General features: G+C 69.2%; 11 protein-coding genes. 6 read left to right on the top strand and 5 right to left on the bottom strand.

The genetic code is table 11. From position 1 onward, the window contains the following. Positions 1-7: 7 nt before the first annotated feature. Positions 8-331 carry a hypothetical protein gene (locus tag ABIB25_RS02670; RefSeq protein ID WP_354526846.1) on the bottom strand — a complete coding sequence of 108 codons (324 nt, stop codon included), beginning with the start codon at positions 329-331 and terminating at the stop codon, positions 8-10. After that, positions 328-1,284 carry a heme o synthase gene (locus ABIB25_RS02665; RefSeq protein WP_502919723.1) on the bottom strand — a complete coding sequence of 319 codons (957 nt, stop codon included), beginning with the start codon at positions 1,282-1,284 and terminating at the stop codon, positions 328-330. Before ABIB25_RS02665 ends, ABIB25_RS02670 begins: the two co-directional genes overlap by 4 nt. Before the next feature lie 261 nt (positions 1,285-1,545). On the opposite strand from ABIB25_RS02665, the gene tkt reads away from it, so the two are divergent. From tkt to ABIB25_RS02635, 6 genes are all read left to right on the top strand, one after another. Beyond that, positions 1,546-3,711, top strand: a complete 2,166-nt coding sequence (gene tkt, locus ABIB25_RS02660) for a transketolase (protein WP_354526845.1) — start codon at positions 1,546-1,548, stop codon at positions 3,709-3,711. Between the two features lie 58 nt (positions 3,712-3,769). Continuing rightward, positions 3,770-4,870, top strand: coding sequence for a transaldolase (gene tal / locus ABIB25_RS02655; protein WP_354526844.1), 1,101 nt, complete (start codon positions 3,770-3,772; stop codon positions 4,868-4,870). An 85-nt stretch (positions 4,871-4,955) separates the two neighbouring features. Further along, positions 4,956-6,488, top strand: coding sequence for a glucose-6-phosphate dehydrogenase (gene zwf, locus ABIB25_RS02650; RefSeq protein WP_354526843.1), 1,533 nt, complete (start codon positions 4,956-4,958; stop codon positions 6,486-6,488). Positions 6,489-6,579: 91 nt separating this feature from the next. Beyond that, a complete protein-coding gene (opcA, locus tag ABIB25_RS02645) occupies positions 6,580-7,845 on the top strand; it encodes a glucose-6-phosphate dehydrogenase assembly protein OpcA (RefSeq protein ID WP_354526842.1) in 1,266 nt (421 codons plus the stop codon). Further along, positions 7,842-8,600, top strand: a complete 759-nt coding sequence (gene pgl, locus ABIB25_RS02640) for a 6-phosphogluconolactonase (protein WP_354526841.1) — start codon at positions 7,842-7,844, stop codon at positions 8,598-8,600. Before opcA ends, pgl begins: the two co-directional genes overlap by 4 nt. Positions 8,601-8,759: 159 nt before the next feature. Then, positions 8,760-9,749: a malate dehydrogenase gene (locus ABIB25_RS02635; protein WP_354526840.1), complete on the top strand. Its 990-nt coding sequence runs from the start codon at positions 8,760-8,762 to the stop codon at positions 9,747-9,749. A 45-nt stretch (positions 9,750-9,794) separates the two neighbouring features. Here the strand turns inward: ABIB25_RS02635 and ABIB25_RS02630 are convergent, their stop codons facing one another. The 3 genes from ABIB25_RS02630 to ABIB25_RS02620 all read right to left on the bottom strand — a co-directional run bounded on the left by ABIB25_RS02630 (position 9,795) and on the right by ABIB25_RS02620 (position 15,470). Continuing rightward, positions 9,795-11,024: a glycoside hydrolase family 16 protein gene (locus tag ABIB25_RS02630; protein ID WP_354526839.1), complete on the bottom strand. Its 1,230-nt coding sequence runs from the start codon at positions 11,022-11,024 to the stop codon at positions 9,795-9,797. Between the two features lie 197 nt (positions 11,025-11,221). Then, the gene (locus ABIB25_RS02625; RefSeq protein WP_354526838.1) at positions 11,222-12,814 is read right to left on the bottom strand and encodes a S53 family peptidase; all 1,593 of its coding nucleotides are present in this window, start codon (positions 12,812-12,814) and stop codon (positions 11,222-11,224) included. A gap of 151 nt (positions 12,815-12,965) precedes the next feature. Then, on the bottom strand, positions 12,966-15,470 hold the full coding sequence (locus ABIB25_RS02620) for an FtsK/SpoIIIE family DNA translocase (RefSeq protein WP_502919722.1): 2,505 nt from the start codon (positions 15,468-15,470) through the stop codon (positions 12,966-12,968). Between the last annotated feature and the right edge of the window lie 93 nt (positions 15,471-15,563).

The raw sequence follows: 15,563 nt of genomic DNA, 5'->3' as shown, positions 1-15,563 counted from the left end.
GATCAGGTCAGCGGCCCGTGCCGGCCATTCTGATCCGATCGGCAGTACTCACGCTGATTCGTCCGGACAACTCACGGTCCCAGTCGCCGACCGGGATGCCCGCGCGTTCGCAGACGGCCGCGGCCACGTCGAGATCGGGCACCACCGCGTCGGCGAACGGCCCGTCGGCCGACACCACCACGATCCGGACGCCACGGCGGCCCATCGGGCTCAGGACCGCTGTACCGGACCCACCGTGGGAGGAGGCGAACGACCGGAGTCGGTCGGCCGTCCGCTTGACGTCGGTCTCACCAGCACCTGGCGAATCCTCGGCCGGCGCCGGCTGCGTCATCGCGGCCACCCGATCACGCCGAGACCGACGGCGGCGTCGACCGCCCAGGCGACCGAGATGGCCGTCAGGTAGAGGTTCGACAGGTGGAACAACGTCATCGGCTGCGCCGGCACGCCACGCAGCACCCGGAAGTGCAGGACGTGGGCGATGGCCAGGAAAGCCAGCCCGGCCGGTAGCGCGACCGCCGCGTAGATCCACGACGACGCCGGGATCAGCAGGAGCGAGCAGACCACCATGGCCCACGAGTAGAGGACGATCTGGCGTACGACCACCCGCTCGGGGGCGACCACGGGGAGCATCGGCACCCCGGCGGCGGCGTAGTCCTCGCGATATCGCATGGCCAGCGCCCAGGTGTGCGGCGGCGTCCAGAAGAAGATGACACCGAAGAACACCCATGCCGGCCAACCGATCCCGCCGGTGATCGCAGACCAGCCGATGACCACCGGCATGCAGCCGGCCAGGCCGCCCCAGACGATGTTCTGACTGGTCCGCCGTTTGAGCCAGAGGGAGTAGACGAAGACGTAGAAGAGGATGGCGACGACGGCCAGCACCGCCGCCTGCCAGGTGGTCGTCCACGCCAGGAATGCGCAGGACGCCAGACCCAGCAGGATGCCGAAGACCAGGGCATTGCGGGTGGGTACCAGATGACGTGCCAGCGGACGGGACCTGGTGCGCCGCATCACAGCGTCGATGTCGGCGTCCACCACGCAGTTGAGCGCATTGGCGCTGCCCGCAGCAAGCGTGCCGCCGACGAGCGTGGCCAGTACGAGCCCGATACCGGGCACCGAACGCTGCGCGGCGAACATCGCGGGGATCGTGGTGATCAGCAGCAGTTCGATGATGCGCGGCTTCGTCAATGCGACGTAGGCACCTATCCTGACCTGCCAGGACGATGCGGTGCTGGTGGTCACGGAAGCCCCGGCCCGCTGCTCGGCGGAGGTCTGGTGCGCCACGCCTACCCACTTTCTCACGATCGATCGAGCGCACCGGAAGGGCACACCAACTCATGGTAGGCGGTGCATCGGCCCGACCCCGGCCCGACGGCAGCCGGTGCCAGGTCGTGGCGTCGAGCCACTTGAAGTCGGGTACTGCGGCGCGTACTAGGGTTTGCACGGAGTGACGCACGCCCCACCTGGAGTTCGATCTCCTGGAGCCTTGAAAATTCGCGACAGCAACGCGACCCACAGGGGTCGCCCGGCCGAGAAGGGTCAAAAGTGACCAGTACCGCCCAGATCACCGAACTGACCACCGCTCACGTCCCCGACGACTGGTCGGACCTGGACAAGCGCGCAGTGGACACCGCCCGAGTACTGGCCGCCGACTCCGTGCAGAAGGTCGGCAACGGCCACCCCGGTACGGCCATGAGTCTGGCCCCGCTGGCCTACACCCTGTTCCAGAAGGTGATGAACCACGACCCGGCGGACCCCGACTGGACCGGCCGCGACCGCTTCGTGCTGTCCTGCGGACACTCCAGCCTCACTCTGTACATCCAGCTCTACCTGGCCGGGTTCGGTTTGGAGCTCGGTGACCTCGAGGCGCTGCGGACCTGGGGTTCGTTGACCCCGGGACACCCGGAGGTCCATCACACCAAAGGTGTGGAGATCACCACCGGGCCGTTGGGACAGGGGCTCGCCTCCGCGGTCGGCATGTCCATGGCCTCCCGTCGTGAGCGTGGTCTCTTCGATCCGTCCGCCGCTCCGGGGGCGAGCCCGTTCGACCACTTCATCTACGTCATCTCCTCCGATGGTGACATCGAGGAGGGCGTCAGTTCGGAGGCGTCGTCGATCGCCGGGCGCCAGCAGCTGGGCAACCTGATCGTGTTCTACGACCACAACCAGATCTCCATCGAGGACGACACCAACATCGCCCTGTCCGAGGACGTCGCGGCCCGCTACGAGGCCTACGGCTGGCACGTCCAGAAGGTCGAGGGCGGCGAGAACGTCAGCGGGATCCTGACCGCCATCGAGAACGCCAAGGCCGTCACCGACAAGCCGTCGTTCATCCAGCTGCACACCGTCATCGGCTTCCCGGCACCGAACAAGATGAACACCGGCAAGATCCACGGTTCGGCCCTCGGGCCCGACGAGGTCGCCGCCGTCAAGACGATCCTCGGCTTCGACCCGGACAAGTCGTTCGAGGTGGACGACACCGTCATCAAGCACACCCGGCTGGCGCTGGACCGTGGTTCCGACGCAAAGGCAGCCTGGCAGAAGGGCTTCGACGAGTGGGCCGCGGCCAACCCCGACAACAAGGCGCTGTTCGACCGCCTCGTCGCCCGTGACCTGCCCGAGGGTTGGAAGGACTCGCTGCCGAGCTGGCCGGTCGACCCGAAGGGCATCGCCACCCGCGCCGCGTCCGGCGCCGTGTTGTCCGGGATCGCCGACGTGCTGCCGGAGCTCTGGGGCGGCTCCGCCGACCTCGCCGAGTCGAACAACACCACCATGAAGGGCGTCGACTCGTTCGGCCCGCTCGACGCGGCAACCGGCGAGTGGAAGGCCCAGCCGTACGGTCGGACCCTGCACTTCGGCATCCGCGAGCACGCCATGGGCGCCATTCTGTCCGGTATCGCCCTGCACGGACCGACCCGCCCGTACGGCGGCACGTTCATGCAGTTCTCCGACTACATGCGCGGCGCCGTCCGCCTGGCCGCCGTGATGGGCGCCCCGGTCACCTACGTCTGGACCCACGACTCGATCGGCCTCGGCGAGGACGGACCCACCCACCAGCCGGTCGAGCACCTGGCTGCCCTCCGCGCGATCCCGGGCCTTGCCATCCTGCGTCCGGCCGACGCCAACGAGACCGCCTTCGGCTGGCAGGCGATCCTGGAGAAGCAGAGCACCTGGAACACCGGGCCCGTCGGTCTCGCACTGACCCGGCAGAACGTCCCGACCCTGGCCGGCACCTCCGCCGAGGGCGTCGCAAAGGGCGGCTACGTGCTCGCCGACGCCGAAGGCGACCTGCAGGTGATCATCATCTCCTCGGGATCCGAGGTGCAGATCGCCCTCGCAGCCCGTGACACGCTGCACGCCGAGGGCATCGGGACCCGCGTCGTCTCCATGCCGTGCCTGGACTGGTTCGAGGCCCAGGACGCCGCGTACATCGAGAGGGTGCTGCCCAAGGCGGTCACCGCCCGGGTGTCAGTCGAGGCCGCCATCGCCCAGCCGTGGTGGCGCTGGATCGGCAGCCAGGGACGTCCGGTGTCGCTGGAGCACTACGGCGCATCGGCCGACGCGGCCACGTTGTACAAGGAGTTCGGCATCACCCCGGAGGCGACGGTGGCCGCCGCCAAGGAGTCCCTGGCCGCCGCGAACACGCCCGACACCGTCTCGCACGGCACGACGTCCCTCGAAAACGCCGGCGTCGACCTCGATTCCAAGTAGTCGATCCTTATCCGGGTCGATCCCCCATCTGACAAGAGGAAGAAAGAAGCTGAGCATCATGACCGATCCACTCGCGGACCTTTCCGCGGCCGGTGTCTCGCTCTGGCTGGACGACCTGTCCCGCCAGCGCCTGCACAGCGGCAACCTCGCGGAACTGATCACCACCAAGCACATCGTCGGAGTCACGACCAACCCGTCGATCTTCGCCGCCGCCCTGGCAAACGGCGAGTCCTACCAGGAGCAGGCCACCGAGCTCGCAGGCCGTGGCGCTTCCGTCGATGACGCGGTCCGCGCCATGACGACCGATGACGTCCGCGATGCCTGCGATCTGTTCGCCTCGCTCTACCAGTCCACCGGTGGTGCGGACGGCCGGGTGTCGATCGAGGTCGAGCCGGGCCTGGCCCACGACACCGGCGGGACCGTCGCCCAGGCCAAGGAGCTGTACAAGATCGTCGACCGGCCCAACGTGCTGATCAAGATCCCGGCCACGCTGGCCGGGCTGCCCGCCATCACGCAGACCCTGGCCGAGGGCATCAGCGTCAACGTCACGCTGATCTTCTCCCTGGAGCGCTACGAGGGCGTCATCGACGCGTTCGTCGCCGGGCTCGAGCAGGCCAGGGCCAATGGCCACGACCTGTCGAAGATCCATTCGGTCGCCTCCTTCTTCGTCTCGCGCGTCGACACCGAGATCGATGCCCGCCTGGTGAAGATCGGTTCGCCGGAGGCACTCTCGCTCAAGGGCAAGGCCGCCATCGCCAACGCGCGGCTGGCCTACCAGCTCTTCGAGCAGAAGTTCGCCGGCGAGCAGTGGGAGGCACTGGCCGCGGCCGGCGCACACGCCCAGCGCCCGCTGTGGGCCTCCACCGGTGTCAAGGATCCCGACTACGACGACACCCAGTACGTCGTCGAGCTCGTTGCTCCGAAGACGGTCAACACTGCGCCCGAGAAGACGATCGACGCGGTCGCGGATCACGGCGTCATCAGGGGCAACACCATCGAAGGCACCTACGGGGCCGCGTCGTCCACCTTCAGTGCGCTGGAGGCCGTCGGCATCGACATCACGGACGTCTTCGACGTCCTGGAGACCGAGGGTGTCGACAAGTTCATCAAGTCGTGGGAAGAGCTGCAGGCCACCGTCGCCAAGGCCCTGGCCGGCTGATTCGATCCTCCCCGGCCCATGGCGCACTCCGCGTCGTCGGCCGGGGCTGCGGTCCCGCAACCGACGGAAGGACTCTCACCACCAGATGACGACCAGCTACGTCAATCCGCTGCGCGATCCGAGGGACAAGCGGCTCCCCCGCATCGCCGGACCGTCCGGGATCGTCATCTTCGGAGTGACGGGTGACCTCTCCCGCAAGAAGCTGATGCCGGCGATCTACGACCTGGCCAACCGGGGGCTGCTGCCGCCCGGCTTCGCCCTGGTCGGGTTCGCGCGCCGGGACTGGGCCAACGAGGACTTCGCCCAAGTGGTACACGACTCCGTTCGGCAGTACGCGAGAACACCGTTCTCCGAGGAGGTCTGGCGGCATCTGGCCGAGGGTTTCCGGTTCGTCTCCGGCACCTTCGACGACGACGACGCGTTCGACGCGCTCTCGGCCACCCTGGCCGACCTCGACCGGGTCCGCGGTACCGGGGGCAACCATGCCTTCTACTTCTCCATCCCGCCGGGGGCGTTCCCCACCGTCCTGCAGCAGCTCCGCCGCTCCGGCATGGCAGATCCGCACGGCGACGAGTGGCGCCGGGTCGTCATCGAGAAGCCGTTCGGACACGACCTGGAATCCGCGCAGGACCTGAACACCCTGGTCAACGAGGTATTCCCGAAGGAGTCGGTCTTTCGCATCGACCACTACCTCGGCAAGGAGACGGTCCAGAACCTGCTGGCCCTGCGGTTCGCCAATCAGCTCTACGAGCCGATCTGGAACTCCAACTACGTCGATCACGTGCAGATCACCATGGCCGAGGACATCGGGGTCGGTGGTCGCGCCGGGTACTACGACGGCATCGGCGCCGCCCGCGACGTGATCCAGAACCACCTCGTCCAGCTGCTGGCCCTGACCGCGATGGAGGAGCCGGTCTCGTTCTCCCCGCAGCAGTTGCGCACCGAGAAGATCAAGGTGCTCTCCGCGGTCCGGCTGCCAGCGGACCTGTCGACCGGCACGGCCCGTGGGCAGTACGCCACCGGCTGGCAGGGCGGGACCAAGGTCGCCGGGTACCTCCAGGAGGACGGCATCTCCGCCGCGTCCACCACCGAGACCTACGCCGCCGTCAAGCTTCTCGTCGATACCAGGCGCTGGGCCGGGGTCCCGTTCTACCTGCGGACCGGTAAGCGCCTCGGGAAGCGGGTCACCGAGATCGCCGTCATCTTCAAGCGTGCACCGCACCTGCCCTTCGACCGCACGGACACCGAGGAATTGGGTTCCAACGCCCTGGTGATCCGGGTGCAGCCGGACGAGGGCGTGACCATCCGCTTCGGATCGAAGGTGCCGGGGCCGGTGATGGAGGTCCGGGACGTCAACATGGACTTCTCGTACGGGCAGTCGTTCACCGAGGCCTCGCCCGAGGCGTACGAGCGACTCATCCTGGACGTGCTGCTCGGGGAGCCGTCGCTGTTCCCGCAGGACCAGGAGGTCGAGCTGTCGTGGAAGATCCTGGATCCCATCGAAAAATACTGGGCGCACTCCAAGAATCAGCCCGATGCGTACATCTCCGGCACCTGGGGGCCCGCGTCGGCCGACGCGATGATGGCCCGCGACGGTCGTACCTGGCGACGTCCGTGAATCCCGTCTGGAGTTGGCCGGTGACCGCCGCGGAGCAGGCGCCGGGTGCGATGCCGGCCGTCCGGTCAGCAGTGCGGAAGGGCGATCCCCGTTGATCATCGATCTGCCGTCGACGACCTCGTCGACCATCAACAAGAAGATGGTCGAGATGCGCGAGAAGGGCGGCGCCAACGCCCAGGGACGCGTCCTGACGTTGGTGATCGTCACCGACGAGGACTCCTCCGAGGATCCGATCGCGGCAGCGAACGGCGCATCCTTCGAACATCCGTGCCGCGTCATCGTCGTCGCCAAGGGCTCCAAGCGTGGAGCCGCACGCCTCGATGCGCAGATCCGGGTCGGCGGTGACGCCGGCGCCAGTGAGGTGATCGTGCTGCGGCTCTACGGGCCGCTGGCCGATCACGGTGCGGCGGTGGTGATCCCGCTGCTGCTGGCCGATGCCCCGGTGGTCGTGTGGTGGCCGGGCGAGTCGCCCGAGGTACCCGCGCTGGACCCGATCGGAGCGCTGGCCCAGCGGCGGATCACCGACTCGGCCGCGGTGAAGCGGCCGATCGCCGCGCTGACGAACCGACGCACCAGCTACCAGCCGGGCGACACCGACCTGGCCTGGACCCGGCTGACCAACTGGCGAGGCCTGCTGGCTGCCGCCCTCGACCAACCGCCGCACGAGAAGATCACCGAGGCGACGGTCGCCGGCGCGTCGGATTCGGCCTCGGCCGACCTGCTGGCCGGGTGGCTGGCCCTGCAGCTGCGCTGCCCCGTCCGCCGGATCAAGGTGGACCGGGCGGGCAGCGGCCTGCGGGCCGTCACCATGGTGCGCCGGTCCGGTGAGGTCAGCCTGATCCGGCCCGAGGGAGTCACGGCCACGCTGTCGGTCACCAACCAGGCGCCGCGCCAGCTGACGCTCCCCCGCCGGATCCTGCGGGACTGCATCGCCGAGGAACTGCGACGTCTGGATGCCGACGACGTGTACGCGGACGTGCTGTCGAAGGGTCTGGACCTGGTCGCGAAGACGGCGGCCCCGACCGCCGCCGCCCCCGCGAAGGCCCCGGCGCGTGCCAGGTCGAAGCCCCCGGCCGGTGCCAGGTCGAGGGCCCCGCTGAACTCTGCCGCGAAGGCCACCGCCAAGGCCACGACGAAGGCTCCCCCCGAGGCATCGGCGAAGCCCGTTGCCCCGAAGCTCGCAGTGACCCGTTCGGTGGCCAGGGCCACCTCCGCGCCGGACCCGGTGCTCGGGTCGGTGGCAGAGGAGGTGCCGGCGACGGCAGCCGCTCCCAACACCAGGAAACGCACCCCGAAACCGCGGGTGGCGAAGGCCCGGAGCGCTGCCCCGAGAACCAGGAAGAAGGCTGCACCGTGAGCACTCGCGCAGAGGTCATCGTCCATCGGGACGCCGAGGAACTCGCCTCCGCAACCGGGGCCCGGTTGGCCGCCAAGCTGCTCGAGGTCCAGGCCGCCGGGCGGACGGCCAGGATCGTGCTCACCGGCGGCGGGTCCGGCATCGGCCTGCTGGCCGCCCTGAACTCGCTGCCCGCCCGTGACGAGATCGACTGGCAGCGGGTCGAATTGTTCTGGGGCGACGAGCGTTTCGTTTCGGTCGCCGACCCGGAGCGCAACGAGAAGCAGGCTCGCGACGCGCTGCTCGACCACGTGGCGCTGGATGCTTCGCTCGTTCATGCGATGGCAGCCTCTGACGGCCGTTTCGGCACCGACGTCGATGCTGCGGCCGCCGACTATGCCGAGATCCTCGGGACGGACGTCCGATTCGACGTGGTGATGCTCGGGATGGGACCGGAGGGTCACGTCGCCTCGATCTTCCCCGACTCGCCTGCGGTCCACGAGCATTCGCTGAGCGTGGTGCCCGTCCGCGACTGCCCGAAGCCGCCCCCCACCCGGATCTCGCTGACCCTGCCGACCATCAGGACTGCGGACGAGGTGTGGATCGTCACCGGCGGCGAGGGCAAGGCCGAAGCCGTTGAACTCCTTCTCGGCGGCGCCGCCGAGGTGGACCTGCCGGCCGCCGGCGCGATCGGCACCGCACGCACACTGTTCCTGCTGGACAAGGGTTCTGCGAGCCGGCTGCCACCGGGAACCGTCGCGGAGACGGCGTCCTGAACCTGGTGATCACCAGAGCGCCGGCCAGGCGTGACGGAGCAGACACCGCGCTGCGTGAGGCCACCCGGCCGTCAACTGAAATGCTGGACGAAGAGAAGTCGTGTCAGGGTGTCCGCTGGAGCGGTCACCACCCTCGGTCCTCAAGGAGGAGAACCACTCATGAGCAAGACCCCCGTCAAAGTCACCGTCACCGGCGGCGCCGGCCAGATCGGCTACGCGTTGCTGTTCCGGATCGCCTCCGGTGCCATGCTCGGCCCCGACACCCCCGTCATCCTGAGCCTGCTGGAGATCACCCCCGCTCTCAAGGCCGCCGAAGGCACCGCGATGGAGTTGGACGACTGCGCCTTCCCGCTGCTGGCCGGTGTCGAGATCACCGACAGCGCCAAGACAGCCTTCGACGGCACCTCGGTGGCTCTCCTGGTCGGGGCACGCCCGCGCGGCCCCGGAATGGAGCGCAGCGACCTGCTCGCCGCGAACGGCGGCATCTTCAAACCGCAGGGCGAGGCCCTCAATGCCGGCGCCGCGGACGACATCAAGGTGCTGGTGGTCGGCAACCCGGCCAACACCAATTCCCTGATCGCCCGCTCGCACGCACCCGACATCCCCGCCGACCGGTTCTCCGCGATGATGCGGCTGGACCACAACCGCGCCGTGTCGCAGGTCGCGACCAAGCTCGGGGTATCCGTCGACGACGTCACCAACATGACCATCTGGGGCAACCACTCGGTCACCCAGTACCCGGATCTGTTCCACGCCAAGGTGGGTGGCAAGTCCGTCGCCGAGCAGGTCGACCGGACCTGGCTGGAGGAAACCTTCATCCCGACGGTCGCCAAGCGCGGCGCCGCCATCATCGCCGCCCGCAACGGCGCGTCCTCGGCGGCCTCCGCGGCGAACGCCGCGGTGGAACACGTCAAGACCTGGGTGCACGGCACCGCCGCCGGCGACTGGACCAGCGCCGGCGTTCCGTCGGACGGCTCCTACGGCGTTCCCGAAGGTCTGATGGCCGGTTTCCCGGTGACGGCCGAGAACGGCTCCTGGAAGATCGTCCAGGGCCTGGAATTCGACGAGTTCTCCCGCGGCCGCATCGACAAGTCGATCACCGAGTTGGTCGAGGAGCGCGACGCCGTCAAGGGGCTCGGCCTGATCTGATCCGGGGCGACCGACCCGGCCGGCCCGGTCCGGCCGGGTCTTCTCTCAGTCCAGCGCGTAGATCGCCACCCAGTCGATCAGCAGGTGCCCGGCGACGTCTGCCGCAGGCTTGTGCCCGTTGGTCGCCGTCTGCAGGGTCCAACGCATCGGGGTCTTCGGGATGTTGTCGGTGGTGCTGGCGATCGTCTTGCCGTCGAGGACGAAGCTCAGCCGCTCCGGCCGCCAATCGATCGTCGCCGTGTGCCACTGCGTGTAGGTCGTGGTGGTGTCAGCCACCAGGCACTTGTCGTGCGGGTTGCCGATGCAGTGGTTGAACGCCTCCATCTCCTTGTCAAGGGCCCCTTCGGGGAAGTCGATCTCCCCTTCGTTCCAGTCGCCGCTGTCCGGCCACAGGAGCCACCCGGTGCCGTACCCGGGGAGTGGGTCCGACTTGAACCGGATGACATAGCGCCCGTAGACCTGACCGCCCCACTGCCCGTCCTGACGGATCAGCGGGACCGGTGCAGCACCGAGGGGAACGCCGTTCTCGGTGTGCAGGAACATGTCCAGCACGCCGTCGTGGACGGACAGGATCCGCTGCGCGTACGCGCCGTCGCCCGAGGTGTCGGGAAATCCGTCGTAGCCCGCCCACTTGTCGGCGTACGGCCCGGGGAACCCGCCCATCGGGACATCGGTGGTGAAGTCGTCGGTGAAGATCTGCCGCCATCCGGGCAGGTCACCCACCGGCATCGGCTGTCCGCTGGCACTGCCTGCCGCATTCGGGCTCACCGTGGACGTGACCACCACCGTCTTCCTCGGTCCGATGTCGTGCCAGTTCTCGCCCAACTTGGCGCAGGACCAGTACTGGTAGGAACCCGGCAGCAGAGTGCGGCTGACGGTGAAGCTGGTACCGACCGCCGACACCGCGGCCGACCGGGCGAACGGGAAGTCCACCACTCCGCCACTGGCGTTGCGGGCACAGACCCCCACCCGGTCGAAGGTCGCGGCCGGGGCCGCTGCGATGACGGCGGTAGCGGTGACCGTCCCACCGCGGACCTGGGCGTCCAGCGACACTCTGGTCAGCGAGGGATCGACGCCCTGCGCCGGCTCGGACGACGCCGCGGAGGATGCGGTCGGGGCAGCGGAACTCGAGACCGGTGCGGACACCGACGGGGCCGGGACCGCGGTGGTGATCGAATCGGCGGAGGGTGACGTGCACGCGGAGAGCAGCACCAGGAGGGCAGCAGCCGCACCACCGGCGTACCTGCGGGTCCTGCGAGTGCCGGTCCTACGCAAGATGCTCCTGTCCGGTGGCCGAAACTGCCCGCTGTCGGACGATTTCCTCGAGACGCTGAAACACCATGAAAGCACGACAACCTGGATCGCCTCGCCCCCGCGGACCTGATCCCCCCGCGGAGGAGACGGCCTTCACCCCCGGACCGGCGCGTTGAGCGGCTTCGCGTTTTCGCGTCGGTCCGAAGGGTGGGAAGGAGCTACCGACCGCCACCCCCCAGGACGGTGAGCAGGGCCTCGCCATCGGGGACGCCCAAGCCGGTGCAGGCATCCCAGCCGGCGCCGGCCTGGTACTGCCCGTTGTTGCCGACGGTGATGTCGCGGAAGCCGGGCTGCACGGCGCCGGCGGCGACCCCGGCGTAGAGCGCCGGCTGCAGCAGGCCCAAGGGGCGGCCCAGCGCCTGCACGAGACGCGCGGTGAGAGCAGCCCAGAGCGGCGCCACCGCGCTGGTACCGCCGATCACCGATGGCTTGCCGTCGATGAGGACCTGGTAGCCGGTCTGCGGGTCGGCGTCACCCGCGACGTCCGGAACGCCACGGCCGTGACTACCCGTCGAGCGGGCCGGCACGCCGGCATTCTTCTGCCAGCTGGGCAGCTTGAACTTGCTGCTGACGCCGCCGCCGGTGGCGCCGTTGCCGATCCCGTTGTCCCACACCGTTTCCGACGTCACGGTGCCGGCTGACGGATCCGCCCGCAAGCTCGTCCCACCGCAGGCGAGCGCATGCGGGCTGGACGCCGGGAAATCGCAGTGCGCCTTGTTGTCGGTGGCGCGGTCGGTGCTCCCGTCGTCACCGGCGGCCGCGGTCACGGTGACGCCCAGCGCGGCAGCATCGGCGAACGCCGAGTCCATCGCCTTGCGGGCCTGCGCCGTCCAATCGTCCTCGCTCTGTCCCCAGCTGATGCTGATCGACGCCGGAGCTGGTTCGGCGTGGGCGGCCTGCGACACGGCATCCAGGAAGCCGGCGTCGGTGTTGGGCGCGAAGTAGACCAGGATCTGCGAGCCCGGGGCCAGCGCCCCGACCACTTCGATGTCCAGCAGCACCTCGCCGTCGGCGCCGGACGGGTCCTGGCCGGGCTTGTTCTCCGCCCCGTCCACCCCGACCGCCGTCACCGCCGGGCCGGTGATGCCGAGGCCGCCGAAGTACGTGTCGAGGTCTGACTGGCCGAACCCGCCGCCCAGCTCGATGATGGCGATCGTCTGGCCGGTGCCGTCCGTCCCCGCCGGGAACCTGTAGACCTTGCCGAGGTCCAGCGGTGAGTAGCTGACGGCGGTGGCGGCCGCTGCCGCGACCACCCGGGTGCGGGCCTGTGGCCGGTTGTCCAGCCCGAGCACCGCGGTGACGATGTCCGACAGACCCGCCGGGACCGTCAATTCGCCAACCCTCGCGCGGTACTCCACCGGACGACCGGTGACCGCATCCGAGGCCTTGGCCACTGCCAGCTCGGTACCGAACAAGCCCTCCAACACCGTGGCGGATCCGGAGACCACAACCAGGCGGGACGCGGCATCGGCCGAGACGACCTGCGCGCCGGCGGCTTCGACCGCCGACGTCACTGCCGTGACGTCGGCCGGGTCGGCGCCGTACTTCTCCGCCAGCTCGGCCTTGCTGATCGGGCCTGGCAGGTCGTCGGGCAGCTCGGCTCGGCGCCGAAGCACCAGGGTCACCTGGATCCGGGTGTCGCCGGCCAGTTCGCCGACCTTCTCCGACCCCGGGACCGGGGCCCGGTGACTACCGGGAACGGTCCGTCGTTCGATTGCCTCTGGCGCCTCGTGGGCTGCATCGTTGCTCATATCCGTATAGAACAGCAGACCACCGACAGTGATACGTCAGGTGGTGCCCAGGCGTTCACTCGGTTGTCCTGTGACATCGGCGGTGAGCTCGAAACCCTCGTCCGCATGGAGAACCGTCAGACCTGCCGGCTCTCCGGCCGGTCCGCCTGGGTCAGATCTCCTCGGGAACGCCCTCGCCGCCGGTCAACGTCGTCAGGATGGCGTCCAGCTCATCCGGCCTGACCAGCACCTCCCGGGCCTTGGATCCCTCCGACGGTCCGACGATCCCGCGGGTCTCCATCAGGTCCATCAGCCGACCGGCCTTGGCGAAACCGACCCGCAGCTTGCGCTGCAGCATCGACGTGGAGCCCAGCTGCGAGGTGACCACCAGCGTGATGGCCTCGATCAGTTCGTCCAGGTCGCCACCGATGTCCGGGTCGACGTTCTTGGACGGGTCCGGCTTGGGCACCGTGACGTTCTCGGCGTACTCCGGCTCGGCCTGCGTCTTGGCGAAGGCGACCACCTCGGCGATCTCCTCGTCGCTGACGTAGGCGCCCTGGATCCGGATGGCGTTGCGGACACCCATCGGCAGGTAGAGCCCGTCACCCATCCCGCTCAGCTTCTCGGCACCGGGCTGGTCCAGGATGACCCGCGAGTCCGTGAGCGACGAGGTGGCGAAGGCCAGCCGGGACGGCACGTTGGTCTTGATCAGGCCCGTCACCACGTCGACCGATGGTCGCTGGGTGGCCAGGACCAGGTGGATGCCGGCGGCACGCGCCTTCTGGGTGATCCGGACGATGGCGTCCTCGACGTCGCGGGGCGCCGTCATCATCAGGTCGGCGAGCTCGTCGATGATGCCCAGGATGTAGGGATAGGGACGGTAGACGCGCTCCGATCCCGGTGGGGTGCTGATCTCGCCGCTGCGTACCTTGCGGTTGAAGTCGTCGACGTGCCGGACACCGTGGGCCAGCATGTCGGTGTAGCGCTGCTCCATCTCCTCGACCAGCCAGGCCAGCGCAGCGGCAGCCTTCTTCGGGTTGGTGATGATGGGAGTGATCAGGTGCGGGATGCCCTCGTAGGGCGTCAGTTCGACCATCTTCGGGTCGATCAGCACCATCCTCACCTCGGCCGGACTGGCCCGCTGGAGGAGCGAGACGAGCATCGAGTTGACGAACGACGACTTGCCCGACCCGGTCGCACCGGCGACCAGCAGGTGCGGCGTCTTGGCCAGGTTGGCGCTGACGAACTTGCCCTCGACGTCCTTGCCCAGCCCGATCACCAGCGGATGCTGGTCACGGCGGGACTCCGGATCGGCGAGCACGTCGCCGAGACGCACCATCTCGCGGTCGGTGTTGGGCACCTCGATACCGACCGCCGACTTCCCGGGGATCGGTGCGAGGAGCCGGACGTGCTCGGAGGCGACGGCGTAGGCGATGTTCCTGGTCAGTCGGGTGATGGCCTCGACCTTGACACCCGGCCCGACCGACACCTCGTAGCGGGTCACCGTCGGGCCTCTGGTGAAACCGGTGACCGCGGCGTCGATCTTGAATTCCTCGAGAACCCGTGAGATGCGTTCGATGACCTCGTTGTTGGCCGCCGTCTGCTGCTTGGGCGGCGCACCCAGCTTGAGGATCGTCGATGGCGGCAGTTGATAGGTGCCGTCGACCGCGCTGTCCAGGGTGAGCTGGGTGGGTTCGGCGACCGGCGGGGGTGGTGGCGTCTCGGGGACCGCCGGCGAGACCACCCGCGGCCGGAGGCGGCCCGGCAGGGCTTCCGTCGGCGCGGTGGCAGCAGCCAGCGCCGGCGGGACCGGATCCAGCTCGGCAGCGACGGGTTGACCGGTCGAGTCGGCACCCTGCCGGCGCTTCGACGGGCGACGCAACCTGGCGGTCGCGGCCAGGTCGACGTCCTCCTCGAGACGCGCCTGTCCGCCGACCCGGTAGTCGTCGGCCAGGTCGCCGTCGTCGAACCCACGGTCGTCGAGAGCGCGGTCGTCGAAGGAACCCTCGGAGTCGCCTGGGTACCTGTCCTCACCGTCGTCCGTTTCGGAATCAGGGTGTCCGTGCCGGAGCCGGTCGAGGGCGCCGCGGACGGTGGACGGGATGTCCCGCAGAGCCGTTCCGGTGAGCAGCAGCAGGCCGAAGACGGCCAGCAGCACGAGCAGGATGATCGCCGGCGCGGTCGTGACGCCCAGGAACAGCGGCTGACCGAGGAGCCAGCCGACCGCGCCGCCGGCCGACCGGCGATCGATGGTGGTGTCCGGTCCACCAGCGAGTTCGGCCAGGTGGACCACCTGGAAGATCCCGGTGACTGCGAGCATGACGGCGATCCCGCCAAGGACCCGGCGGGTGCGGTGTTCTCGATCCCCCTGCGTGCGCATCAGCACGATCGCTGCCGCCAGCAGCAGCACCGGGAGGATGACGCCAGGTGCCCCGAAAAGAATCCTGACGACATCGTCGACGGCGTTGCCGACCGGGCCGGCGGCCTGGAACCACGAGCCGATGGCACAGACGATGGCCAGCGCCAGCAGGCCGAGAGCCAGGCCGTCCCGCCGATGGGCGGCGTCGATGTCCTGCGCCCTGGCCGCTCCCCGGCCCGCCGCACGCACCACGCTGCCCACTCCCCTGGCGATCAACCGCCAGATCGCCCCGATGGCCCTGCCGAGTCCACGGGCCATCTTCGACAATCCCGAAGGACCCTGCGGCGTGGGATTCGTGCGGCGGGCCCGCGCGGTGGGCTTGGTGGCCCTGGCGCTGGTTCGCGGGGCGGC

Origin of the sequence: Nakamurella sp. UYEF19, from assembly GCF_040546275.1 — a bacterium.
Classification (GTDB): domain Bacteria; phylum Actinomycetota; class Actinomycetes; order Mycobacteriales; family Nakamurellaceae; genus Nakamurella.
The sequence above is the reverse complement of the archived record's forward strand: the minus strand, read 5'-3'. Positions and strand labels throughout refer to the sequence as shown.